Source organism: Bacillus sp. AR4-2 (assembly GCF_008274865.1).
In the GTDB taxonomy this organism is placed as follows: domain Bacteria; phylum Bacillota; class Bacilli; order Bacillales; family Bacillaceae_G; genus Bacillus_A; species Bacillus_A cereus.
Window position 1 is genome coordinate 2683481 of the sequence record NZ_CP031062.1, and the last position, 26113, is coordinate 2709593.

A 26113-nucleotide genomic window follows, 5' to 3' on the forward strand; every position below is an offset into this window, starting at 1 on the left:
CCTCCTTATTTAAACAGCTGCATGAGCTGCAATATTTGATAAAATCATTTGAAGCTTTTGATCTTCGTCAGCAGTTAACCCTAGTCTTGGATAGCGAGAAGGTCCTCCGGCTTGCCCATGTAATTCCATAGAACGTTTAACGATTTGAACATATTTCCCTGATCCTTCAAGAAACTCGCAAAGTGGTAAAATAGCATCGTTTATTTCCCACGCCTTTTCTAATTCACCATTCTGAAAATGCTCATACATTTTTGTAACGAGACCGGGAACGATATTTCCTGCTACTGAAACCCATCCCGAGGCACCAACTAAATATGATTCCATAACTAAATCTTCAGAACCACAGAAGACTTGGAAAGCCCCTTCACTTTGTCTTACTAAATCTCTTGCTTTTCGAATATCTCCGCTAGATTCTTTAATATGTGTAACATTTTCACACTCTTTTCCAATACGGAGCATTAGCTCTGTACTCATATCGACACCAGAAGTAAATGGGTTATTGTATAGCATAATTGGTATATTTACAGAGTTTGAGATTTCTTTAAAATGAAAATAAATCTCCTCTTCCTTCGGTTTACAATAGTAAGAGTTTATAATTAATGCACAATCCGCTCCGTGCGCTTCTGCATGTTTCGTATATTCAATTGTTTCTTTTGTGGTCTCTGCTGCAGTTCCAACAATGACTGGAATACGGCCATCAATTTCTTTCAACACAGTTTCTACCATTTTAAATCGTTCTTCTTTTGATAAACTTACAAACTCTCCTGTACTTCCATTAATGATAATACCTGCAACCTTTTGTTCGATAAAGTAATTTACATTTTGTTTTACCCCATCCCAATTAATTTCCTGAAATTCATCCATCGGTGTTATTAATACTGGAAATGCCCCTTTAATTTTTTGCATATTTATCTCTCCCTATCACATTTTATTTTAATAAGAATCCTGCCGGAAACGGATCCGTAGGGTCTAATAGAAACGTCTGCATCCCTGTAATAAATCCTCTACTTTCAAAACGGAAAATGTATCCTAGTTCCTCCTTCTTCACTTTTTCCACAGTTATAAAACTATTAAATATACTTTCATTTTTAAAAGGTTTATCCGCCATATAATCATTTTTAAATAATGCATGAACATAGGAAACGATAGTAGAAACAAAACCTGGCGAACGTACGATAAAGTTATCTTCATGAAATGTAATCGACTTTATATGGTTCTTTTCTTTTTGCGAAGGATCTACTAAAATAAGCCTTTTTATTAGCGACTGTTTTTGTATAGCCTGCAGTGTAGCTTCTCCCCATCTTTTCAATTCTGAAATGTTTTCAACACGAATTTCTGGCGAATACGCACCTTTTTCTACAACTGCATATACTTTATCTGCTTGTATGAGAGAATAACTTATATTACCAACCTGTAAATTTTCCTCAATCAAATAGCAAAGTTTGCTTTCAAACGAAACAGATATAACTTCATCATTCTCTACATACGCATGAACTAAAAATATTCCAGATAACGTTTCAATTTTGTATTGATTGGACTCTCTCTTTTTTAAATATCCACTTTCGAGTAACATCGTTATTACCGCAACAATGCCCCCATAATGAAGCGGAATCGAACCTTCATGATTAAAAAATAATACAGCTGCATCCACTTCATTATGGATAGATGGAACGACAATACACCCATTCAAACCGATAAAACCACGTGGTTCATTTAATAAAAGCTTCATCTCTTCTGCTAATTCACCTGAAAATTGTTCATTTAATTGCTCCAAACTGTAGTAGTATTTGCACGGTACGTCTTTCATTACACGAAATGCCTCGCCATTTACATGTACGTCTACTGCTGTATACATTTTTTGAATGTTCATTTTATATCCTCCGTTTCATGTTCCATCGGCGGAATTAGCAAAAATCCTTCTTTGAGTGGATCCATTTCATTGTAAAAAAATTTATGCATACCCATAAGCCAAGCTGATCCCGTAATTTTCGTTATGACAGCTTCAATATTTTCAACATGTGTCGTATTCACGACATATCCTTTAAATAAAGAACCAACGATACTCTCATGAATGAACTCTTCACCAATTTTGATTTCTTTCTGAGCGTATAATACAGCTAGCTTCGCAGATGTTCCTGTACCGCATGGGGATCGATCTATTCCGCCTGGTGGTACAACAACTGTATTTTTCACATGCGCACATTCATGAGTAGCATCTGTATAAAATTCAACATGTGTTAATCCTCTAATAAACGAATACTCTGGATGAATGATTTCAAACTTCTCATTAATTGTGTTTCTTATATGAATCGCCTTATCGATGATTGTAGATGCATTTTCTGGTATTAATTCTAGGCCTACTGACTTCGCATCAATAATGGCATAAAAATTCCCTCCATACGCAATATCAGCCTCTATAGTCCCAATGTCTTTCACTTGTACAGTAATATTTTTCAATAAAAAAGCTGGTATGTTACAGAAAGATACTTCTTTTGCTTTTCCATCTTGAACAGCAATATCTACTTCCACTAAGCCAGCCGGTGTATCTAGTTTTAAAGAAGTAATCGGTTCAACTACCGGAACTAAACCTGATTCAACTAACGCTGTACATACACCGATTGTATCGTGACCACACATCGGTAAATATCCACCTGTCTCTATGTATATAACACCTATATCAGCCTCAGGATGACACGGGTCTGTTAATAATGCTCCTGACATTACATCATGACCACGCGGTTCATTCATTAACAATTTTCGAATCCAATCATACTCCTTTTTCATATGTAACATCTTCTCTGCCATCGTCTCTCCAATCAACTTTGGAAGTCCACTAATTAATGTCCTCGTTGGATTCCCACCTGTGTGTGTATCAATCGTCGTAAAGACTCTTTGTGACCTCATCTGTTTAACACCCTTTCTGTAAAACGACTCAAACGAAGTGGTTCAATAGGAATAATTGTCTCTTTTTCATTTAATAACTCTTCAATTACTTTTCCAGTAACTGCTGCAAGACTAATCCCATCACCTTCATGTCCAGCGGCAATGAAATAATTCGGAATATGTTCCACTCGTGAAATAATCGGTAAATGATCTTCTGTCCACGGACGTAAACCAGCGTAAGAACGAATTACCATCATATCTGCCATTTTCGGATAAAAGCGAATTGCTCTATTTGCGATACATTTAATGACTTCATTATTTATCCTCGTATGAAATCCTACAAATTCACGACTACTACCAATTAAGAAATTTTGACTTTCAGTAGGCTCAAATACGAGCGCAACCCCGTATTTTTCAGTTAAAGCATCTACTTTTCGTTTTCCGCCAAATTTAGAAATTAAATAACCGAATTCCATTACTTTACGGCATCCTACGTGTTGTTGCCTTGAAGCTACAATAATATGCCCTTTTCTCGGTTCAATTGGTATATTTATATTTAACATCTGACCAATCTTAGGAGCCCACACACCGGCTGCATTTACAACTTGTTGTGCTGTAAAAGTTCCATTCGTAGTTTCTACAACAAATGAACCATCCGTCTCTATTTCCATACTCTTTACTTCCGTCTGCTTAAAAGCTTTTGCGCCAAACTTTTGTGCCTCTGACAGAAGCGAGAAAGCAAGGAGATATGGATTCACAGTTGAATCCGTCGCACATTCTAAACCGCCTAATAAATCCTCAGCAAAAAAAGGCGACTCTTCCCTTATATCTTGCCTATCAAGCATTCGAAACGGTAATCCAGCTTCTTTTTGCCGATTTACCCATTGCTGCGCAGCTTCCATCTCTTCGTCTGACTCACATACGAGAATACTTCCTGGTGCCCTATATTCAAATGAATGCTCTAATTCTTCACTTAAATCAGTTACTAATTTTTGACTTACTAAAGACATTTGACTATCAAATCCTGGGTCTTTATCAATGGCCAAAATATTCCCATCACACCGTGAAGACGTCCCGCTGACAAATTCCCCTTTTTCAATGATTGTTACGTCTCTTCCGTATTTTGAAGTGTAATAAGCGATAGAACACCCTATTATTCCACCACCTATAATTAAAACGTCGCAGTGCCTCACAATATACTCCTCCTTTCCCTAAACCTCTCACTTTCTTTTATGCAATTGACGTGCCAATTTTTCATATATACAATTTCCATAAACAATATTTTTATTTGTAAAAATAATTTAAATTTACAGTAAATAGGTGTATTATTTTTTTATCACTGTCAAAATTTTTATACATAACAGGAGGGCATTATGGCATTTTCATTTCCGACTATACAAGAGTTTTTGGAACGTGTTTTAATCGATCATACATGTAGCCTTAATCACATTAAGCAAGTAAACGAAAGGTTTTATTATCTCCCTTCTACTACAGATGAATATAATTGCGCCATTATTTATGTAGATGACTCATTCACTGCACTAATTGACGCTTTTTCTTATGAATTAGCTGTTATCATCCTTAACGAAAACGATGAGCCGATATGCTGTATAACTTCTCAGCAAATGATTCCATTTCTTTATAAGTCCTACAATGAACTACAGTCATTTTATGACACCGTAATACAAACAACTGACTCTTCTGTTACAGTCATTGATAGTAAAGAATGCGTTCGAACTTGGACAGATGGTGCTGAAAAAATATTTTCAGTCAACCATAATGAAATTATTGGGCAACCGATTACTCATTTTTTTGATTATAAAGACTTGGAAATTTTACAATCTTTACATGATGGAAAAAGCATAGTCGCTCAGTTCCATCAGCCTCGTCCCGATTTATTCGTATTAATTAATTCAAATCCAGTTTATTGTAATGATGAAATTATAGGAGCAGTCGTTTCAGAAACAGATGTTACAAATCAAGTCGCTTTAAATGAAAAACTATTTAATATGTCACATGAAATGCACCGTTTAGAACAAGAAGTGGCAAAGTATAAAGATGAATCCGATCCATTCCTTGCGATGAATGGGAAAAGTCCTGTTATACAAAGAACGATACAATTAGCTAGAAAAGTTTGTTCGGTAAAATCAACTGTTTTAATACTTGGGGAAAGCGGAGTTGGAAAAGAAGTATTTGCGAAAGCAATTCATGAAGCAAGTGAGGCAGCGCAGGCGCCTTTCATTTCGATTAACTGCGGGGCAATTCCAGAAGCGTTATTTGAAAGTGAATTATTCGGTTACGAGCGTGGGGCGTTTTCTGGAGCAAATAATAAAGGAAAAAAAGGTAAAATTGAACTCGCGCAAGGCGGTACTTTATTTCTTGATGAAATAGGTGAAATGCCACTTGATATGCAAGTAAAACTGTTACGTGTACTGCAAGAGCGAAAGTATTACCGAGTTGGTGGTGAAAAAGAAATTAATATTGATTTCCGTATTATCGCTGCTACAAATCGTGATTTACAAGAAGAAATGAGAAAAGGAACTTTCCGAGAAGATTTATATTACCGCTTAAATGTAGTTAGTTTGCAGATTCCACCGCTGCGCGAAAGACGCGAGGATATTATTGAATTAACCTATTCTTTCTTAAACGATTTTTCAATCAACTACAACAGACCAATTCGTGACCTACCTTCAAGCATTATGCATGAACTGCTTCATTACAATTGGCCAGGTAATATTCGCGAACTTCGAAACGTTGTTGAACGGCTTGTGGTATTCGCAACAGACGGAATTATAAAACAAGAATATTTACCATTTCATACGACTGAAACTTTAGACAACCATACAGCTCATTCCCTATTACTCAGCAACAATAATACAATCCTTTCTTTACAAGAAGAGATGGATGAGCATGAGAAAAAAGTTATTGAAAGGGCTTTACGAATTTTAAATGGGAATAAATTAGAATGCGCAAAACAACTTGGTGTAACAAGGGCTACTTTATATAACCGTTTAAAGAAACTTGGACTTCAATAAAGAATCAGTATGCACCGATCAGGCGTTTACAGGTAGCCCTCTCTCCCTCCTCTATATTGGCATGATTTTTGCATGTATAATTTGTGAAAATCGAACTAGAGGAGGAATACACATGACAAATAAAAACAACTTAATCGTTTGTCGTTGTGAAGAGGTTACATATGGGCAACTTCAATCGACAATTGCTGAATATAACTGCTCGGCAAGAGAATTAAAATTAAGAACACGTGCTGGCATGGGATTTTGCGGTGGTCGCACATGCAGAATAATGATAGATCGAATGATTGAAAATGTGAATCCTGACGTAACTCTTAATGAACTACCGTTAAAATATCAACCACCAATACGTGCAGTTACTTTTGGATCAGTAGGTGAAAGTAAATGAGTAGAATTACACATCACCCTATTTTAGGTACTTTACAAAGTAGTGAGCATATTACCTTTCAATTTAACGGTCATCAATACGAAGCATATGAACATGAAACGATAGCTGCTGCCCTGTTAGCAAATGGAATAAGGACATTAAGAGTTCATGAAGATAGCGGAACACCGCGAGGTATTTATTGTAATATCGGGCACTGTTCCGAATGCCGCGTGACAGTAAATAATCAAACAAATGTACGCGCATGCTTAACTGTTGTAGAAGAAAACATGGTTGTTGAAAGCGGGAAACAGCATCCGAATATCGTGAGAGAGATGGTGAAAAAGCGATGAGTGATGTAATTATTATAGGTGCAGGGCCAGCGGGATTATCTGCTTCTATCTCTTGTGCTCGTTTCGGACTAAAAGTGCTCGTTATTGATGAATTTATGAAGCTGGGCGGGAGATTGTTAGGACAGTTGCATCAAGAGCCTACTGGAGAATGGTGGAACGGAATAGAAGAATCGAAGCGACTTCATGAAGAAGCAGAATCACTTTCAGTACATATCAGGTGCGGTGTTTCGGTCTATAATTTAGATAGAGATGAAAACAATTGGTTTGTACATACTAATATCGGTACGTTAGAAGCTCCTTTCGTACTACTTGCTACTGGAGCTGCGGAATATTCTATTCCCCTTCCTGGCTGGACACTTCCAGGAGTGATGTCAATTGGAGCAGCTCAAGTTATGACAAATGTTCATCGCGTGCAAGTTGGAAAAAAAGGAATTATTATTGGTGCTAACATTTTGTCTTTCGCCATTTTAAGTGAATTGCAATTAGCGGGAATTAAAGTAGATCATATTGTACTCCCTGAAAAAAGCGAGTTAAGTCAAAAAGCTGGTGAACCTGAAGAAGTTTTAAACTCTCTTTTAAATGCAGCACATCTCGCTCCTTCTGCTATTTTACGAATAGGTAGCCACTTTATGAAATATGATTGGATTCGAAAAGCTGGATTAACATTCTATCCAAACAGCGGAATGAAAATAAACGGAACGCCACTTCACCTTCGGAAAGCAGCTCTTGAAATTATCGGAACAGATCAAGTTGAAGGTGTACGTATTGCTAATATTGACTCTAAAGGAAATGTTATTAATGGAACAGAGAAAATATATGAAGCAGATTTTGTATGTATTGCCGGGGGATTATACCCACTTGCCGAACTTGCAGCTGTAGCTGGTTGTCCCTTCCATTACATTTCAGAATTAGGTGGACACGTTCCTCTCCATTCTGAAGCAATGGAAACCCCTCTTCCCGGTTTATTTGTAGCTGGCAATATTACAGGCATTGAAAGCGGAAAAATTGCGATGGCGCAAGGAACAGTTGCAGGTCTATCTATTGCTAAATATGCAAGTAAAAAACCTGATATAGTCGACCAACAATTATCTCACGCCATTCAAAACGTTCACTTTGTTCGTCAGAAAGCTACAATTCAGTTTAATCCTATGCTAGATATCGGTAGACGAAAAATGAATGAAATTTGGCGTGATTATTCTTCTACATATGCACATACTAAAAAGAGCTGTTGAGATTATTCTCAACAGCTCTTTTTTCTAGTCATCTGAGTTATTAAATTTCGCTAATGCGTAAATGCCTTCTTCATCATCTAATTCAAGTTGTAATCTCGCTGCGAATGGATTGACATTATATTCTCTGTCAAGCAATAAGCGTAAAGCTTCGATTAAGTTTGCTTGAATTAAAATTTGCTGGCGACCATTTACCTCTACTTCCGCAGAGAAACCGTAGTCGTCATCATACATGAGTTCAACTAACACTTCTTCTGGACCCACTTGTCTTTTTTCAGCTATATATACGCAAAGCGCATTTATAAGCTCTTGTTCAGAAATTTTTATTGTTTCCATGCTACTTCATCTGCTTTCTTCTTACGTTGGTCTTTGAAGTATTTAAATGCACGAACTGCTAACATTACGATACCAGCCATTACTAACATATTTACCATAAACGCTAATACAGAACCAAGAGCTCCCATATTTGCAAATAAGCTACCCATTAGTAAACCACCAAGACCACCTAGTAATAAACCTTTCATAAAGCTTCCTTTATTACTTTTTGGTGCCGTGTTTGTTGCTTTCGTTTTTGAATCTGGAGTCGTTTTTTGAGAATTTACATTTGAGTCTTTTTTGTTTAAATCAACTTTTGACTTTTGACCTGAACTTGGTGTAAATGATTTTTTACCAGATTTGTAACTTTTCGCTGCTGCATGATCTACGAACATAAAGCTGCTAGCCCCAAAGATAACCATGAATGCTGTCATTACTGCTACAAGTTTTTTCAACATATTATATCCATTCTCCTTTTATATAGATATATGTGAAATCTATCTTTCTAGTAAATTCAGAATGATAGATTTGTTTTTAAGAACATTTTAAAGGTTCTTATGAACTTATTATATGAACTTTTGTCGAAATATGCAAGTATTATTTACTTTCAACAGTTTGGTCACAAAGGAAAAATTAAGCAAAACAGAATTGACTTTAAATGAAACAAAACATATTATAAGTTCATAAGAACTTTTTATTATTTTGGAGGTGAAAAGATGGAAACATTTCATCTCACACGAAACGAAATGGCTACCCTTCTTCTATCACTAAGAGGATGGAATACGAAAAAGCCTCTCGGTATTTTACAAGAAGCTTGGGCAAAGTCACATAAAAAAGATATTGAAAGCGGACAAAGCGTTACAGCTTTTATTACTACCGCACTTTCACCTATTTTTGAAAAGCTGATTAAAATTGACGATACTGATGTCGGTTTTTCTTTAAATGAAATAGTTGCGCTTGGCAATCAGATTGAAAACACAAGTTTCTCTGTAACTGCTATGCAAAACTGGGTGAAACGAGATATAAAAGAAATGATTGGCTCTCCTCAAAAAGGGAAAAAATATTCAATTGAACAAGCAGCCTTACTATTTATTGTCGAAGATTTAAAAACAGCACTTGATTTTGAATCCATTCGTAAGCTATTACGCCTTATTGTAAATGACCCAGCCGATCGAAGTGATGATTTAATCAATCCTGTTCATTTATATGTAGCATACTCTTCTCTATTTGAAGAACTCAATCAAGGGAATTGCTTACAATTAAATGCAACAGATACCGTTCATACAATTGAAAACATCGTAAAAGAAAAAGCTGATAAAATCGCAAGCAAGTTCGATCAAATTAATAACGAACAACGCGAAGCAATTCGTAACGCTATTATTATTGCGACCCTTTCTGTACATACCGCATATGTACAAATGTTAGCAAAGCGTTACGTAACAGCAACTTTATTTTTACAGAACTTAGATGTGAAGCCTTAAAAAATAGGAGCAGAAATGCTTCTATTTTTTTATGAGAAATTTTTAATAATCTTTTCATTAACCCTTCATGAAAACGCGGCTTATATCTTTTACTATAATAATTATGAGAGACATAAAAGAATTGAAATAGCAATCCCCTATGTAAATAAGGTATAATCTACATATAGTGAACCTTTTACGTCATTAAATAAAAGGTTCTTATACTCAAAAATTCATAAACTAGAAGGTGCAACAATGTTAAGTAGTTTTATTCATTCAGTATTAACGTTTTTTGAAGGATTAGGTTATTGGGGCATTATGCTTGGACTTATGATTGAAATTATCCCAAGTGAAATTGTCCTTGCTTATGCAGGATACTTAGTATTCAATGGAAGTATCTCATTTATAGGCGCTGTTGTATTCGGTACAATTGGCGGTGTTATTGCCCAAATCTTTATTTATTGGCTTGGACGATACGGCGGACGCCCTATATTAGAACGTTACGGAAAATATATTTTCATACATAAAAAACAAATAGATGCTGCAGAAGATTGGTTTAATCGTTACGGAACTGGCGTCATTTTTACAGCACGCTTCATTCCAGTAGTGCGTCATGCGATTTCAATTCCTGCTGGTATTACAAAAATGCCATTACTACGTTTCACTACATTAACAGCACTTGCGATTATCCCTTGGTCTATTATTTTCATTTATTTAGGTGAAAAACTAGGTGAAAATTGGGAGAATATAAATGATATTGCTGGTCCGTATGTGAAATCATTCGCAATTGGTGGCGTCGTACTTATACTTTTATACTTCGTTATAAAAAAATGGACAAAAAAGCGTAAAAATCTTGCTTAAGAATATAAAAAAGCCGCTATAAATTCAGAATTATAGCGGTTTTTTATTTATATTAATCTTCAGGAATTATATAACACCTTTCCATCTACATTTACATGGATAAGCAACCATTCAATCATTTCTTTCGTATATTATCTCAAAAAGGAGTGATTCCCCTATGCATTGGCAGCAAAAAATACCGTACTTAATCGGACGCCCTATCGGCATTTCCTTCATAAATGGGCAAGGAACTTCTGGTGTATTATGTTCAGCGCATGATGGTCAATTATATGTGTATGAATACCTTTATCAAGCTCAGTTTGCAATGAAACATTATGATTATAGACAGATTCAAGATATACATGCATTCCCAAATTGTCCTCACCAAAATCCTCTATACTAAAAAAATTGGAACGGCTCATAGCCATTCCGATTTCTATACTTTATTTCTCAGAATAAAATTTCTGCACTGCTTCATCAAAATAAATCCAACCTTTCCAGCCCAAATGAATCGTATCTTTTAAGAAATACTTATCATATTCATGACCAGAGAAATCAATTACTGGATATCCTGCTTTCTCAACCTGTTCTCGAACCTTTTTATAATACACTTCACGGCGTTCTTTCGGGAAGCCAGTATAATCATACCAAGGCCCATTTACAGGTACAGAAATAAAGAGTGGTTTGACATTTTTCTCTTTAAATAACTCTAAAATAATTTGTAAATCACCGTATTCTGGTGATTCATCATATGTTTCATTTGCTCTAAAGTTTTTTAAACCTTTTAGTTTTTTCTTCAAATTATTCTTATGATAATACGGATTTTCAATTCCGAATGTATTTGTAGTAGATTCAGCTTTCCCTTCTTGTTCTGCGTGTTTACGTGCGTCTTCCCAAGAAATTGAACGAAGTCCGATATTTGTTTTCTCTTTCATCGGTTCGATTTTAAATAAAGAGTTAAATAAATCTCTATGATCTAAAATATTTCGATGCATATAAGCAAGTGGTTTAACTAACCCTGCTTTTATGTTATGTTTCGAATCATTATATACAATACCTTCTAATGAATTTTTTAATATATCATCTTCTTGAACAACTTTATAATCTAATAGCCGTTTCGCGATTTGCTTCTTCATTTCTGGATTTATCTCATCATTAAAAATAAAATGATATGCTTGTTGTTTGGAGAAATTATTAGTGAAATCCCCTTGTGATACACCAGTCTTTGTAAACCATTGTGGTGAAAGAACAAAGACTACTTTTTTACCTTCTAATTCATCCATAGTAGATGTCATATTTAAAATATGAGCTAAACTTTGTGTACCACCAGTTCCAATTAAAAACGGTGTAAAACCAGCTGGGTTTACTTTGAAATAATTAGACGGATGATATGCATCCATTCGTAAAAATTCTGATGAACCGTACATCGGTAAATACTGTGAATTCTCTAACATTTTTTGCTGTAAGAAAACACTTTGTAATTTCTCTTTTTGTAAAGAAGTTGCCGCATCTTCTACCTTCTTATCACTAATAAGCGATACTAAACTTTTCGATGGGATTAGAATGATAATGAAAAAAAGCACACACGCTAAAATTATAGGACCAAAAGCATGCTTCATTTTCATCTTCTGTCCCTCTTTCTATCGTTATTAAATTGTAACCCTTGTTTTTGACACGTCATCTTTTCTCTCCTTTTTCTCTATACATGTTCCATTCTATTTATCTATTATATACATGTATGTATTTCCTTACTTGGTCTATTAAGTCCTATATAAATAGCACAAGAAAATGTTTCCATAGAAACACGTTAATTATACAAGATTCTACATAAATTTCACACTGGAATTTCATTAATAATTTTATTTTTTAACAATAAAAAAACATATGAAATGTCTAGAATTCTTCGGATGATGTATGAAGTTCAAAATATGATAATAAACGCCCGCTATGATTAACTTCATGAGTATATATAAACCCGAGCTTTCGTAAAAGTTTTTTCGAGCTCTCATTTGCTACTTTAACTCTAGCAATTATTCTTGTTACATTCAAAGTCTCTATTGCATATTTAATGGAAGCCTCTGCTGCTTCTAATGCATACCCATTCCTCCAATGTTCTGGGTCAAGGAGATACATAATTTCTATTTCACCTGTTTCCTCTACCGTTCTTAAACCACAATGTCCTAAAAGCTTTCCTGTTTTACTATTAAATAACAACCATACCCCGAAGTCATACTGTTCCCAATGTAAGATAAGTTGCCCAATATAATCATTTGTTTCTTCCTTCGACATTCCTCTTGATTTAGCCAACCATTTGCCAACAGTATCTTTTTTTAATATGTTATAAAACTGATTAATATCTTCTACAATTGGTTTCCTCATAAATAATCTTTTTGTATAAATTACTTTCTCTTCTTCAAACATAGACATCATTTCCCCTCCAAATACTGTTTACAGACTAATAAATTATACCATGAACTATTTTTCTAACTTTAAATGAGAAAAACAGACTATCACATACATGAAGTCTGTTTCTCCATCACTTTATTTTTGTACATCTGCCCATTTTAAACTTGTAGCTGGACCAAATTGATGTACATATAAATCTTTCACATAGGGTTTTTGTAAGTAAGATAATCCGCGCTGGAATACTGGAGCAATTACCGCATCATCCAGTAGCATTTTTTCAGCATCTTGCATTGCTTTCCAGCGAGCCTTTTCATCATTACCTAATTCTGTTTTAATCTTCTTAATTAACGCATCATATTCTGGGTTTGCATATTCTGTATTATTGACGCTACTTCCAGAAAGGAATACTTCTAAGTAAGTCATTGGATCTGGATAATCTGGTAACCAGCGTGATAACGACATTTCATATTCTTTCTTCTTCTCAAGTGCTAATTTTTGCGTATGTGGTTGTAATTTCACATTCACTTTTAATCCTGGTAAGTTTTTCTCAAGCTGCTCTTTAATGTACTCTCCAACTTTTTTAAAGTTTTCCAAGTCATAATTTAATAGTTCTAACGTCACTTCATTTGTACCTGTCTCTTGTTTTGCTTTCTCCCAATATTCCTTCGCCTGTTTTACATTTGTCTTATTAAACTCACCAGCCGTACTTCTAAAATCTTTCTTATCTGGGCCCTTTAAAAATCCTTTTGGTACGTAATAGTTTGCTGCAACCGATCCATCATTTAAAAATGAATCTGCGAGTCCCTTCTTATCAAAAACTGTACTTAGCGCAAGACGTGCATTTTTATTTTTAAGAATCGGTACATTTTCATTAAATCGGAAGAAGTACATAACTGGATCTGTATATTGTTTTAACTCTTTATTATTTTTATATTTATCTACGAATTCTGTAGAAATAACAGCTCTATCAACTTTATCTGTTTCATATAAATTTACCGCAGTTGAAATTTCTTTTACAATTTGATAGTTTACTTCATCTAACTTCACTTCTTTTTTATCCCAATACTTATCGTTTTTCTTCATTGTAAAGCTAGCTTCATGCTTCCACTCTGATAATGTAAACGGTCCATTATATACCGCTTTATTTGCTTCTAATCCATATTTATCACCTTGCTCTTTCGCATATTTTTCGTTAATTGGATAGAAGGATGGTAAAATTAATAATTTCGTAAAATACGGTACAGGATGTTCTAGCTCTACGACGAATGTTTTATCATCCTTCGCTTTTACTCCTAATTCATCTAGACCTAGTTGTTTTTTATTTATTTTCTCAGCATTTTTTACATCGTACGCAATGTATGCATATTGAGAAGCAGTATCTGGATTTACCAATTCCTTCCAAGCGTATACGTAATCATGAGCGGTTACTGGCTCTCCGTTAGACCATTTCGCATCACGCAATTGGAATGTATATGTTTTTCCATCTTTACTCACTTCATATTTTTGTGCGCCGGCTTCAATTACTTCATCATTTTTCGATAGACGAAATAGTCCTTCCATTACGTTATTCAAAACGTTAAACGAGACTGCATCTGTTACTTTCCCTGAATTTAACGACGGAATTTCACCTGTTTCTAGTAACTGTAATACTTTCTTCTCATCTTTCGGCTTTGTTGCAGTTTTTTCTTTTGCGCAACCAACTAAAAATGAAGAAACTAATAGAGTACTAACTAATGAGTAACGAACAACTTTTTTCATTTAAAAACCCCCTTCTATTTTTAAGGTAAGTAACGACGAGCACCAGCGTATTCTTCTATATATCCTGGTGTATTTAGCGGTATAATCTCTACCGACCTTTCAGCTCTTGGTGAGTGAATCATATTGCCATCACCAATATACATTGCAACGTGATGGACACTACCTTTCCCTTGATCATGTGCAAAGAAAATTAAATCTCCTTTTTGTAGATTTTCTTTATCAACTGCAACCCCTGCTCTTGATTGCGGTCCAGAATCTCGCGGAATTGTAATGCCGTGCGATTTATAGATCGTATGTGTGAAGCCAGAGCAATCAAATCCAAAACCACTTGTACCAGCCCATATATACGGTAAGCCTAAAAACATTTTCCCTGTGTTAATTAAATCATCGGCCGCCGGAGTTGGAATATCAGTTTGAGATCGGTAAACTGTTCCATCATTTTTTCGTAGCCATGCTTTCTGACCATTTGGCAACAATACACGGTATGAAATTGTGTCTTCACTTAATAGCGGCAGTCTTGTATTATAACTGACTTCAAGTGATTTATGTTTTTCAGAAGGATTTATATATAAAATCGCTGTTGGTTTGGTTATTAAGACAAAAGGTTCATTTGTTTTATCTGCAAATTCTTGATTATATGTTAATTGTTTTTCAGGCATCCAGCCCGGATAACCTTCTTCATTTCGTGGTGTTGGCTGTCCATGCACTAATACCTTCACCCATTCGCCTTTCTTATCAATAACAGTTACTTCTTGACCGAGTAAAGCTTGTGTTTCTAATTTATTTGCATTTGTTAACCATAGTTTCTCGTCAAGTGTCATTGATTTCGTCCATTTCCATAGATCCACTGGATTTGTTGCACTCGGTGTATCGATTGGTCTTAATGAATCAGGTGCTGTCCATAACGTTGCAGCAGATACATCTATAAATGCTTTATTATCCTTCTTTTCTTCAGCATTTGCCGATGTAAACGATGAAAATATAAATAAAGTTGTTAAAAATGCAGTTCCTACTTTTTTCATATATATCCCCCTTAAAAGATAGTTTACTTGTCTCTTCTCCTAAGATTTACTATTCACTGTCGATTGAAGGTTTACCTTTGATCCAGAATAAGTCATTCCTTCTGGCTCTTCCATTAACCAAAGCGGTGCATCAAGATCAAAATAAAGAATATTAGGATGCGCTGCCGCTAAATGCGCAACAGCACTAACGGAAAGTGAAGACTCCATCATGCTGCCCACCATACACTTCACACCAGCTGTTTCTGCGATATCAGCAATACGCCATGCTTCACGTATGCCACCACATTTCATTAATTTAATATTAATGAAGTCTGCATATCTTCCTTGAACGAGCTTTAATGCGTCACTTGCTGAAAATATACTTTCATCGGCCATAATTGGCGTTTGCACACGATCTTTGACGTACTTTAACCCATCCCAATCTTTCGCGTGTACTGGTTGTTCAATAAATTCTATATTTAAATTACGATTTTCCATCTCTTGAATGATAGAGACCGCTTCTTTTGGACTCCAACCTTGATTCGCATCTAAACGTAATGTCGTATTTCTTGGTACCACATTTCGAATTGCCTCAATACGTTCCAAATCTAAATGCGCCTCTTTACCCACTTTAATCTTTAATGTTTGAAATCCTTTTTCTATATGTTTCTTCGCTTCTTTTGCCATTAATACAGGCTCATCTACACTCACTGTAATATCGGTATGAATTTCTTTCTTCCCGCCTAACAATGCATATAACGGCACATTTTGATATTGGCAATATACATCATATAAAGCGATATCTACCGCTGCTTTTGCACTTGAATTTCCAATACAACTCATTTGAATGCGCTGTAGTAACTGCTGAAATTGAATGATATTTTGACCAATTAAACATGAACGCATCGGCCCTAAAATCGCTTCTTCCATTCCGCTGGTGAAATCCCCCGTAATAACTGGCGTTGCGGCTGCAGCCCCCTTACCAATCACTCCTTCGTCTGTATGAATATAAACATCTATACTTTCAATTTCGGTTACAGTACGAAGCGCGGTTTTAAACGGTGTATGCAGTTTTACACGTCTACGATTTACTTTTACATCTGTAATTTTCATTTTGTTCATCCTTTCGTTCTCCAATGAAGTGAAATTTTAATCCACCGGAGATTTATACCCACGGATTATTAGGTAAACCCATTGGGCATTTACTCTCCTATCTCTCTACTTTATTTTCGTTTGCTTTTGATGTAGGACGATAATGTGAAATAAAAAAATCCAGCCATAAGAATGATTCTTACGGCTGGATTTTGTCTATGATTGAGTAGACAAAGCAGCAATCTGATTATATTTTTTCTGTGCATCTTTTAGCGCTACAAGTAACGCTTTTTGAGAAGAACCGAAATATCGGTTCTTTACTTCCATTACTAACGCCGGGTCATTTATATTTTTATGTAGAAATAAATATTTAACAAATTGAGATGTTAATGCAATTGTCGCTGAGCAGTCTGCATCTACAATTTCCCCTGTATCCTTAACAAGTATAAATGCTACGAAATAGCTTTTAAACTTTTCAGTAATGGGATTATTTTGAGGTGCTTTCGCATCCCCTACGATATAAATTGTATTTGAGGCGTACACAGCTATCTTCCTTTCTTATACGAGGATAACGGGTTTCTTAATAGTCGTATGAGCGAGGAACTCAACGTTGATTAAAAAATGTATCCGCTTACCTTGTATTATAATATAATTGACAGAATTTTAACAACATTTATTTTAGTGCATATTCCATATTTATGAAAATAGCTTAAACTCTTCATTTCTACAATATGTGATTGTTCCTTGTACCATGACATTCATACATAAAAAACTGCACCCCCAATTGTTAGACGGTGTCTAACAATTGGGGGTGCAGTTCAATGGCTAACTGTTTTTATTACTTTGGCATCACAAATATAGTTTCATTTGACTTAGAAAATTGATACTCTTTTCTCGCTAACTTCAAAATTTCTTCCTCATCGTCTGTTAAATTTTCTATGTTAGTCTTTAAAGAATCTTTATCTTTCTTTAAAGATACTAATTGCTTCTTTTGATCCGTAATCGTATCTTTCTTTTTATCAATTACTTCTTGTTGTTTCGTTAAAATATATTGAACATATAGAGTAGTTGCCGCAATAAAAAGGACCATTAAAATAAGTCGCCTTAACTTCTTTTTATTTATCCTACGCTTGTCACTAGGTTGTGATAATTGCTCTGGTATATTAGGAACATTTACTCGCTCGAGTTTCCTCATTCAAATCCCCCTAACCCATATTTTTCACTACCATCGGCACGTTTTCTTACTAAACTAAATTCTATTCTTATAAAATAAACTCCTTCACAAAAATATCCCATAAATTAACCAATTAAAGATAGCATTCGACGACATTTCCATATTTACACCGATTTTTTTTATACATGCTGCTATAAAATAGTAGTTTCTGTAATTCTTTTTCTACTATTGTAGAAGAGTTTTTTCACACACAAAATTCCTTCCCCACATATCCATGTTATAACATGCTTACAAGGAGGGGGAATATGTATTACCGCACATTAGGTAAAACTGGAATAACTGTTTCTGAAATAGGTTTTGGCGCATGGGCAATCGGTGGTGATGAATGGGGACCTGTTAACGATAAACAATCTATAACCGCTATAAAAAAAGCAATTGAGTGTGGTGTGAATTTTATTGATACTGCGGATGTGTATGGTTTAGGACATAGTGAAAAGTTGGTAGCTACCGCGATTAAAGGACATCGTAATGATATTATCCTATCAACGAAAGGTGGTTTAATCGGACATCACTACGACCCTAATGGAGTTCCTGTATATGATACTCCCGAAAAAATCATCGCCGTATTCGAAACAAGTTTACAACGTCTTCAAACAGATTATATTGATCTTTATTTTTGTCATATTTGGTGGCATAATCGTAGAGAAACAGAAGCATTTCTACATGCATTTGACATATTAAAACGTGATGGCAAAGTAAGAGCAGTCGGTGTTTCGACTCATGATTTACAATACATTCATCATTTCAATAACAACAACGAAATTGATATCGTACAACTTGATTACAATATATTAAATCGAAAACCAGAAAAAGATATATTACCATTCTTACAAGAGAAAAATCTAGGAGCTGTTATTCGTGGTCCATTAAAAATGGGCATTTTAACTGGAAAATTCACAAATAAAACAATTTTTCCAGATGGAGATTTACGCAAAGATTGGCCAAATGAAACTTGGTTTCAAGAAGACTTACAAACCGTAGAGAAACTTCGGCTGCTCTCAAATAAAAATCAGACCCTAGGGCAACTTGCACTTCGCTATGTACTCTCTCATCCGGCAGTAAGTGTTGTAATTCCTGGTGCAAAAACAGGAACACAAGCACAAGAAAATGCAAATGCATCTGTTCGCCCTATTTTGAGTGATGAAGAGCTTAACTATATTCATTCAATATAAAAAGCCCAATCCGGGCTTTTTAATTTGGCAAACTAATATCATACTCCATTCGCTTCGCTGTGTCCTCCGCAACATGCACACCTAACAAGTTTTTCACAATATGAAATGCCATATTAATTCCAGCTGAAATTCCGGCAGATGTTATAATATGTCCTTCATCTACAAACTTTACATTTTCTATAACTTCAACATTTTGAAACTCATTTTTAAACTTTTCAATACTAGCCCAATGTGTTGTTGCTTTTAAACCTTCCAGTAAACCTGCTTTCGCCAGTAATAGCGCTCCTGTACAAACTGAAGTCATCAGCTTTACTTCTTTCATTTGTTGGCGAATCCATTTTATTACTATTTCATTTTTCATTTCATATTTTCTAGCACCTAGTCCACCCGGAATTATTAAAATATCCACTGGTGGTAAATTTTCAATACTATAATCTGGCTGTACCTTCAATCCATTCCTTGCTGTAATCATTTCCCCATTCTCGCTAACTGTATAAACAGTAAATGTTTTTTCTCCATTCACCTCAGTCACAGAAAAAACTTCAAATGGCCCTGCAAAGTCTAACACTTCTACTTCATTAAATAAAAATATACCAACACTCCATTTATTCATCATAAGTTCACTTCCTGTTTCAAATGATGTAAAAGGTGATTATATCCTTTTTCTAATGCAATATCATACGCTGTTTTCCCATCATTTTTCTTAATCATCTTATTAGCTCCATTTTTAAGGAGCAACATAATTATTTCTTCATTTCCTAATAATGCTGCTTCGTGGAGTCCTGTCCAGCCACCACTTTGCATAATATTTACATCTGATCCTTTTTCAATTAAGAAAGCGACAAGTTCACTTTGCTTGTTCGCAATTGCCGCTTGCAAAGGTGTATTTTCATTTTCGTTTTTCGCTCTATTATGTAAATCTGCACCGCTTTCTAAAAGACAACTCGCTATTTCTTTCTGTCCAAAATAAGCTGCTAAATGAAGTGGTGTCCAGCCATCTTCACTACATTCGTTAACAATACTTGGACTCGCCTTTATAAACTTCACTACTTTTTCCTTATTACCACTTATCACAGCTTGTGCTATTGATTGTAAATGCTCCATAATAATCTCCCATCCTTCAAAATATTTAAGCATCTCCTTCTACATGTTCTATTAATTATTATATTTTCCTTTTAAAATCTTAAGTTTACATAATAATATTATATATATTACTTTTTTGTGCTTAATGGCTGAATAGCAATAATGTTAAAAATACTGCCTTTAAACAATGAAGACCATGATTTCATTAGAGTTACTGAAAAAGCAAGCAAAAAACTATACACATAGTTTTCATCATATTTGTTCAGTTTCATGAACTAAAACAGGTAATGTTTATTCTGCTATTTATGCTTTCAACATATCAAATAATATTATTCCAATAAAAAAAACAATCCCTTTTTAAAATGGATTGTTTTTTTATTTCTTTTTTATACTGTTTATTTTATTTTTGTATTTTCAATGATGAAATAATTACATTTACAAAAATGAAACGATACTATCTTAAACCCTCTTATAGTAAATTTTTCGTTTGAAAACAAAAAACACACTTCCACCTTACGATTGAAAAAACATATGTAAAAGTCTCTAAAACAGCTGCCTTATCATACTAATCTATAGCAATTCTGTCTTCTTCCCTTACCTGTTTCCTTTAACACATACGATTTTAAAACTAGCGCCGTTAATGAATCTGTTAATGTTTTATATGATAAATTTGATAATGCCAATAGATCGTTCGTATATAGCATTCTATGCTTCTCTAATAATAATAGTACTAATCGTTCAGACGGTTTTAATGCCTCATCACTTTCTAGTATAAAGTCTATATTTTTCATTTCTCTAATTATTACTCCTTATATAAAAAAATACTTTAGACGCTTATTTAATATAAAAATAATACATAACAAAATTATAAATATATTAAAATAGCACCATCTAAAAACACTATTATACTATAACATAGAAGTAGTGTTTCCCCAAATAGGAAATGCTTTTTTATATCGCTTATAAGATTCTTGCAAACCTACATAATATTTTGTACCATTAGCCGCCAAGTTTTCTTCTAATTTCGCTGCTCATCCTGATGTATTTGTAATCAATGAAGTTCTTCTAAATTTATAAACAAATAAAAAACGGTTCGTCTATCATGCCCTAAACATGAATGACAACCGTTTTCCAGCTTCTTCTTAATTAACATGTTCTATCTTAAATATTTCTTGCAATATGCGGCTTACTGTAATGACTTGTTCCACCGCCACCAACTACTACTTTACCGCCTTTTTCGAAAATTAATAATTTACTTGAACCATCTGCAAGAAGCACTATTACTTCAGCATTATTACTTGTTGCTACATAAATTACATAACCACTCTTTGATATACAAGTTTCCCAATTCGAATCAAATTCTGATCTTACTACACGATTTGAATACACTTGATTTTCAATTCTATCTTGTTCTACGTTTTCCAAATTGATTCCTCCCACTTCACTAAAATAGCATTTATAGGAAAATAACAGCCCTATATAAAATAGTAGCCGACTTTAACATAAATAGTATATGTAATTAATAGGAAAATGCTTGGACAACGAAAACGAAATAAACTTACTAGCCTTTTTGCTTCTTTCGTACTGTAATCAAAAATTGGACTTACTAAATCAATTGTCATGTGGTTATGAAAAAGTTTTAAACCGGTTAATGTTGCTAATTCTTGCCCCACTGTCATTTTTCCAACTGCTTGTGGGCCAAATATTAATATAAGTTTCATTTATTTCCCTCCAATCTTTCTCTATAAACCATTACATAAAATAAAAAATAAGGCAGCCGATTTTAAATCGATTGCCTTATTTTTTATTCATAGTTTTAGTTCTATTCTTTTCGCACAGCTTCAAAAGTAATCATTTGATTTGCATTTGACGGTTCTTTTTCATAATCATATTCAGCAGAGCAAGTAATATTAGAGAAACCTATACTTTCTAAAAGAAGTTTAAACTCTTCTATTCCATACCAGCGCAGCGCAAAGCGTTGCAATTCTGTTTGTACTAACTGTCCTTTACTCCACTTTTCATATTTCAAATATGACACAGTAACTTGGTTCAGCCAATCTATTTCAATTGATTTATTTTCTAATGTGATTCCGTCTCCACTCGGCAAAGAGAAAGTCGATGTATGAATTTCCCCAGTCTTCCAGTCATGCGGAAGCATAATATCTACGATTAATCGTCCATCTGGATTAAGATGTTCATAAAAACATTTCAATGCATTTATAGAATCCACACGATTTTCAATTAAACAAAAAGATCCAGTAGGAATGATAATTGCGTCATATTTATGCGGAAGTGAAAATTGTTGCAAGCTTCCTTCATATAAATTAGGATGTAAGCCTCTCTCTTTACAGCGCTTACGGCAAGAATCTAGCATTTCAGGTGAATAATCTATCCCATCCACTTTAAAACCAGCCTCTAGAAGCGGAATGATGACACGTCCTGAACCTACTGCGGCTTCGAGGATTCTTCCTCTACAATCTTTTAAACGTTTTTTGTAATACTCAATATCACCATTTAAAGAATAACCGACTGGTTTTGTGTAATCATACAGTTCTGTACAAAGTGTACTATAAAAGCTAAACATTTATTTTCTCCTCCGTTTTTACGTACGGAAGATTTCAATTCAACTAATCTTCCTGCACCTCTGATTTTAATGATATTTCGAAAGAGCTGACTGTCATAATATATCACTCACTTTCCATAGAATATAATGATATTGTATTACATAACCTTCCAATTTGAAATATAAAAATTAAAAATTCAGACTACAAATTAAAGAGCTTACTTTAGTAAGCTCTTTAGAAAAAATATTTATTTCACAATCGGCAATGTCACTTCACTTAATTTCACTGTAAGTTTCGTGCCAGCTTTCGGTCTAATTGTATAATCATAATCACTTGCAATTAAAACAACTCCGATTTGATGCCCCACTTTAAATACATAATCATCTGGCTGCATGTCCCATGTAAATGTATAATCTTTGCCCGCTTGAATCGCTGTTGAATTTTCTATACTCTTTACGTTTTGTGGATCCATCCAGCCTCTCGTTACGATTTCCGGCTTCGCTCCTCCATAGTCAACAAGTAATGCTGTTAAATTTGATACAGATCGATCAATATTTCCTGTAATTGAAATCTTTGGTGTACCACTTATACGCGTATCTTTTTGCAGTACAGGCATTGTATATACTAATCGATTTGCTACTTCTAATTCTGGGTTTGCTACTAATTGGTTTGATTTCATTTGTGCATCATCTAAGAATGAGAAAACTTTATTAGCCGATCCCATACTTAATGGCAAATTGACTAATTTATTACTTAAATACATACGGATTTTTGAAGGTACAGCTGATGGATCTGGCCAATTTTTTATCTTTTGCCACGTTTTATTTTCTCTTTGCACATCAACCATTGGTTCATCCATAATTCCATTTTCAATCCCGTATAACCAATAATCTAACCATTTATTTTGTGTTTGCTGCCAGCTATTACTTGATGTCCCACCATGACCACCTTGATGTAGCCACATTTTACGCGGAACATTATTTTCTCCAAGTGCTTCCCACCATTGCGCGAACTGTTTTGTTTTAACATTCCAATCGTTTAAACCATGAACAACAAATACACTCGCTTTTACATTTTTAGCATCTTTTACATAGTTACGTTTATCCCAAAAATCATTATAATTACCTGTTTTTCGGTCTTGTCCAGCCGTTAACTCTTTTATAACTTGTCCGCAAACTTCAGGGTTTTCCCTTGTCAGTACTGCTTCTGCCATATTATCTGTATCTTCCCCTTGATATCCGCCTGGAGCAATGACTGCACCATTTGCACGATAATAATCATACCAACTACTAATTGCTGCGATTGGAATAATTGTTTTTAAACCTTCAACTCCAGTAGTCGCAACAGCATTTGGTAATGTACCATTATAAGAAACTCCAGTCATACCTACATTTCCTGTAGACCAATTTGCCTGAACTTCCTCACCCTGTTCTGTAAATGCTTTCGCGCGACCGTTTACCCAATCAATAACAGATTTTGTCCCGAGTATCTCTTGTTCATCTCCAGTTGTAGGGCATCCATCTGATTTTCCAGTACCGATACTTTCGCCTAGAATAACTGCATAACCTCTTGGCACGTAATAGTTCCCATACGAACCAAGATTAACCGCTCCATACGGTTTTCCTTCATACGCATACAATTCTTCATCTACATTATATACAGGAACATCTTTTAATCCAGATCGATATGGACTCATTTCATAAATAACAGGAACTTTCACATTCGGATCTGTTTTTGGACGCATAACTTTTATCGATACTCTGTCTTTCTTACCGTCTCGATCACTATCAACTTCTGTCTCTACATATAAATTTTCGATAATAGCTTCATCGAGAGAATAAATCGGTTTTGTCATCCCATTTTCTAATTCAATTTTCGTACTTTTAGTCTCTTCCTTCTTCTCTGCATGCACATCCATAGTAAAGCTAGGTATAATTGTTGCAGATAGCATTGCTGACAGTGTAATTGCCATTTTCTTTTTACTCAAAATATTCCCTCCCCTTATTCGTTCTCTTTTACTATATAACAAAATAACTGAAAATTCAGTTTTATTTTTATATAAAAGTTGAGAAACTCAAAGATTTCTTATTAAGTAAAATTTAATAGAGGTGTGAAATTATTTTCCCACTTCCTCCTTCTTTATAACGTGAAACTTTAATCAGCCCTCACCAATTGGGCGTTTACGATCAGCAGGGCCACTTCTTTGCTTTCGCTGAATTTTGAGGTGGGGTCTTACTGCCCGGCAAATAGCGGGATAAATAGAGAAAAAGACAACCGATATTTCTATCGCTTGCCTTACATTCCATTTATTATTTTTCTAACTCTTTAAAGGTATCTTTCAAGTCTTTATCAGATACCTTTATATCTGCATTTTTAAGCAGTTCTCTAGTAACTTGTTGATGGAATTGAGGATCTTGTATACGTTGCTGTTCTAATTCTTTACGAATATTCTCTTTCTCTTCCTCATACGGTTTAAGCTCTTTTTTATCCGTTAGCTTAATAATATGATATCCGAAAGAAGATTTAACAGGTTCACTCAATTGACCAACTTCTAACTTATACGCAGCATCCTCAAATTCTTTCACCATCATACCAGGTCCAAATTCAGATAGTTCCCCACCTTTTTCTTTAGAACCTGGATCCTCTGAATATTGTTTAGCCAATGCCGCGAAATCTTCGCCACTATTTAATTTTTCTTTAATTTCTTTTGCTGTCTTTTCATCTTTTACTAAAATATGGCTAACTTGAAGCTTTGGCTTATAATGATCTTTAATATCTTTTTCCGTTACGGTTGCTTTAATAGCTTTTTCAAAAGCAAAAGTAAGCTTTAATTTCTCTTTCAACTGATCTTCATTTTTCACACCATTGGATTCCATATATGTATTAAAATTATCGCCCATCTTGTCTTTTAATTCTTTTAGTTGTTTCGTTACCTCTTCATCCGTAACTTTATATTTATCATGTAATACTTTTTCTACTACCATTTCAGATAAATTCTGTTTACCGTAGTTTTCTTTTAATTTTTTGTTAAAATCACTTTCTGAAATGCTTCCTGATTTTGTCGTTACAATATTATCTGATGAACCACATGCAGATAAAGATAACGTCATACCCATTAAAATGCTACCAATTACTAATTTCTTTCTTTTCAAATCTGAATACCTCACTTCATTAAATTCAAATATAACTATGTAAATATAACGTTTTCCTGTGAACTTCACGTGAATTTAATGAAAGTAGAACATTTGCTAATTCTCCATTTAATACATCAATTTTGAAAATTATGGTGATTCATCCTGTATCGCTAATCTCTAAAGCTGCAAAAAG

General features: G+C 34.5%; 28 protein-coding genes and 1 pseudogene. 8 read left to right on the plus strand and 21 right to left on the minus strand.

Translation table 11 applies throughout. The features are described 5' to 3' along the window. Window positions 1-9: 9 nt before the first annotated feature. The 4 genes from dapA to DN399_RS13885 are packed head-to-tail and all read right to left on the minus strand — an operon-like array spanning window position 10 to window position 4076. Window positions 10-906, minus strand: a complete 897-nt coding sequence (dapA, locus tag DN399_RS13870) for a 4-hydroxy-tetrahydrodipicolinate synthase (RefSeq protein ID WP_001169448.1) — start codon at window positions 904-906, stop codon at window positions 10-12. 22 nt (window positions 907-928) lie between these two features. Next, entirely contained in the window at window positions 929-1870 is a 942-nt protein-coding gene (locus tag DN399_RS13875; protein ID WP_149149706.1) for a proline racemase family protein, read from the minus strand. Continuing rightward, window positions 1867-2904, minus strand: coding sequence for a proline racemase family protein (locus tag DN399_RS13880; protein ID WP_149149707.1), 1038 nt, complete (start codon window positions 2902-2904; stop codon window positions 1867-1869). The genes DN399_RS13875 and DN399_RS13880 overlap by 4 nt, the downstream gene beginning before the upstream one ends. Next, window positions 2901-4076, minus strand: a complete 1176-nt coding sequence (locus DN399_RS13885) for an NAD(P)/FAD-dependent oxidoreductase (protein ID WP_001215265.1) — start codon at window positions 4074-4076, stop codon at window positions 2901-2903. Before DN399_RS13885 ends, DN399_RS13880 begins: the two co-directional genes overlap by 4 nt. A 180-nt stretch (window positions 4077-4256) precedes the next feature. Between DN399_RS13885 and DN399_RS13890 the strand changes: the two genes are divergently transcribed. From DN399_RS13890 to DN399_RS13905, 4 genes are all read left to right on the plus strand, one after another. Next, a complete protein-coding gene (locus DN399_RS13890; protein ID WP_149149708.1) occupies window positions 4257-5918 on the plus strand; it encodes a sigma-54 interaction domain-containing protein in 1662 nt (553 codons plus the stop codon). 112 nt (window positions 5919-6030) lie between these two features. Next, entirely contained in the window at window positions 6031-6303 is a 273-nt protein-coding gene (locus DN399_RS13895; RefSeq protein ID WP_000182620.1) for a (2Fe-2S)-binding protein, read from the plus strand. Continuing rightward, window positions 6300-6632, plus strand: a complete 333-nt coding sequence (locus DN399_RS13900; RefSeq protein ID WP_149149709.1) for a (2Fe-2S)-binding protein — start codon at window positions 6300-6302, stop codon at window positions 6630-6632. Before DN399_RS13895 ends, DN399_RS13900 begins: the two co-directional genes overlap by 4 nt. Beyond that, window positions 6629-7864: an NAD(P)/FAD-dependent oxidoreductase gene (locus DN399_RS13905; protein WP_149149710.1), complete on the plus strand. Its 1236-nt coding sequence runs from the start codon at window positions 6629-6631 to the stop codon at window positions 7862-7864. The genes DN399_RS13900 and DN399_RS13905 overlap by 4 nt, the downstream gene beginning before the upstream one ends. Before the next feature lie 24 nt (window positions 7865-7888). Here DN399_RS13905 and DN399_RS13910 read toward each other — a convergent pair whose 3' ends face one another. Together DN399_RS13910 and DN399_RS13915 are read right to left on the minus strand one after the other, a co-directional pair. After that, window positions 7889-8197 (minus strand): YxcD family protein, encoded by a 309-nt coding sequence (locus tag DN399_RS13910; protein ID WP_000447758.1) that lies wholly within the window; start codon window positions 8195-8197, stop codon window positions 7889-7891. Continuing rightward, window positions 8185-8634, minus strand: a complete 450-nt coding sequence (locus tag DN399_RS13915; protein ID WP_000914478.1) for a hypothetical protein — start codon at window positions 8632-8634, stop codon at window positions 8185-8187. Before DN399_RS13915 ends, DN399_RS13910 begins: the two co-directional genes overlap by 13 nt. A 258-nt stretch (window positions 8635-8892) precedes the next feature. On the opposite strand from DN399_RS13915, the gene DN399_RS13920 reads away from it, so the two are divergent. The 3 genes from DN399_RS13920 to DN399_RS13930 all read left to right on the plus strand — a co-directional run bounded on the left by DN399_RS13920 (window position 8893) and on the right by DN399_RS13930 (window position 10879). Next, window positions 8893-9657, plus strand: a complete 765-nt coding sequence (locus DN399_RS13920) for a DUF1836 domain-containing protein (RefSeq protein ID WP_000447231.1) — start codon at window positions 8893-8895, stop codon at window positions 9655-9657. A 234-nt stretch (window positions 9658-9891) separates the two neighbouring features. Next, window positions 9892-10497, plus strand: a complete 606-nt coding sequence (gene uptA, locus DN399_RS13925) for an undecaprenyl phosphate transporter UptA (RefSeq protein WP_000952913.1) — start codon at window positions 9892-9894, stop codon at window positions 10495-10497. Window positions 10498-10654: 157 nt separating this feature from the next. Beyond that, window positions 10655-10879, plus strand: a complete 225-nt coding sequence (locus tag DN399_RS13930; RefSeq protein WP_000558689.1) for a hypothetical protein — start codon at window positions 10655-10657, stop codon at window positions 10877-10879. Between the two features lie 40 nt (window positions 10880-10919). Here the strand turns inward: DN399_RS13930 and dltD are convergent, their stop codons facing one another. From dltD to DN399_RS13965, 7 genes are all read right to left on the minus strand, one after another. Further along, on the minus strand, window positions 10920-12101 hold the full coding sequence (gene dltD / locus DN399_RS13935) for a D-alanyl-lipoteichoic acid biosynthesis protein DltD (protein ID WP_000782297.1): 1182 nt from the start codon (window positions 12099-12101) through the stop codon (window positions 10920-10922). A 268-nt stretch (window positions 12102-12369) separates the two neighbouring features. Continuing rightward, on the minus strand, window positions 12370-12903 hold the full coding sequence (locus tag DN399_RS13940) for a GNAT family N-acetyltransferase (RefSeq protein WP_000061618.1): 534 nt from the start codon (window positions 12901-12903) through the stop codon (window positions 12370-12372). A gap of 114 nt (window positions 12904-13017) precedes the next feature. Continuing rightward, entirely contained in the window at window positions 13018-14640 is a 1623-nt protein-coding gene (locus DN399_RS13945) for a peptide ABC transporter substrate-binding protein (RefSeq protein ID WP_149149711.1), read from the minus strand. A 20-nt stretch (window positions 14641-14660) separates the two neighbouring features. Further along, complete coding sequence (locus DN399_RS13950) at window positions 14661-15662, minus strand: C40 family peptidase (protein WP_006921880.1); 1002 nt, start codon at window positions 15660-15662, stop codon at window positions 14661-14663. 39 nt (window positions 15663-15701) lie between these two features. Continuing rightward, window positions 15702-16763, minus strand: coding sequence for a dipeptide epimerase (locus DN399_RS13955; protein ID WP_149149712.1), 1062 nt, complete (start codon window positions 16761-16763; stop codon window positions 15702-15704). Window positions 16764-16949: 186 nt separating this feature from the next. Next, the gene (locus DN399_RS13960; protein WP_000271312.1) at window positions 16950-17276 is read right to left on the minus strand and encodes a DUF3870 domain-containing protein; all 327 of its coding nucleotides are present in this window, start codon (window positions 17274-17276) and stop codon (window positions 16950-16952) included. Window positions 17277-17571: 295 nt separating this feature from the next. Further along, window positions 17572-17928, minus strand: coding sequence for an FtsB family cell division protein (locus tag DN399_RS13965; protein ID WP_001228371.1), 357 nt, complete (start codon window positions 17926-17928; stop codon window positions 17572-17574). A 284-nt stretch (window positions 17929-18212) separates the two neighbouring features. On the opposite strand from DN399_RS13965, the gene DN399_RS13970 reads away from it, so the two are divergent. Further along, window positions 18213-19139 (plus strand): aldo/keto reductase, encoded by a 927-nt coding sequence (locus tag DN399_RS13970; RefSeq protein ID WP_006921876.1) that lies wholly within the window; start codon window positions 18213-18215, stop codon window positions 19137-19139. A 19-nt stretch (window positions 19140-19158) separates the two neighbouring features. Here the strand turns inward: DN399_RS13970 and DN399_RS13975 are convergent, their stop codons facing one another. From DN399_RS13975 to DN399_RS14010, 8 genes and pseudogenes are all read right to left on the minus strand, one after another. Then, window positions 19159-19755 carry a DJ-1/PfpI family protein gene (locus tag DN399_RS13975; protein WP_006921875.1) on the minus strand — a complete coding sequence of 199 codons (597 nt, stop codon included), beginning with the start codon at window positions 19753-19755 and terminating at the stop codon, window positions 19159-19161. Next, window positions 19752-20243, minus strand: coding sequence for an ankyrin repeat domain-containing protein (locus DN399_RS13980; RefSeq protein ID WP_149149713.1), 492 nt, complete (start codon window positions 20241-20243; stop codon window positions 19752-19754). Before DN399_RS13980 ends, DN399_RS13975 begins: the two co-directional genes overlap by 4 nt. Before the next feature lie 539 nt (window positions 20244-20782). Continuing rightward, window positions 20783-21013, minus strand: coding sequence for a hypothetical protein (locus DN399_RS13985; RefSeq protein ID WP_000789031.1), 231 nt, complete (start codon window positions 21011-21013; stop codon window positions 20783-20785). A 370-nt stretch (window positions 21014-21383) separates the two neighbouring features. Beyond that, entirely contained in the window at window positions 21384-21647 is a 264-nt protein-coding gene (locus DN399_RS13990) for a hypothetical protein (RefSeq protein WP_000432429.1), read from the minus strand. A 122-nt stretch (window positions 21648-21769) separates the two neighbouring features. Next, window positions 21770-21943: pseudogene (locus DN399_RS13995) on the minus strand (DEAD/DEAH box helicase family protein); the annotation flags it as partial. A gap of 101 nt (window positions 21944-22044) precedes the next feature. Beyond that, window positions 22045-22806 (minus strand): class I SAM-dependent methyltransferase, encoded by a 762-nt coding sequence (locus tag DN399_RS14000; RefSeq protein WP_000490927.1) that lies wholly within the window; start codon window positions 22804-22806, stop codon window positions 22045-22047. Window positions 22807-23033: 227 nt separating this feature from the next. Then, window positions 23034-24773 carry a Xaa-Pro dipeptidyl-peptidase gene (locus tag DN399_RS14005; protein ID WP_025709514.1) on the minus strand — a complete coding sequence of 580 codons (1740 nt, stop codon included), beginning with the start codon at window positions 24771-24773 and terminating at the stop codon, window positions 23034-23036. A gap of 322 nt (window positions 24774-25095) precedes the next feature. Further along, a complete protein-coding gene (locus DN399_RS14010) occupies window positions 25096-25938 on the minus strand; it encodes a peptidylprolyl isomerase PrsA (RefSeq protein ID WP_002204764.1) in 843 nt (280 codons plus the stop codon). Between the last annotated feature and the right edge of the window lie 175 nt (window positions 25939-26113).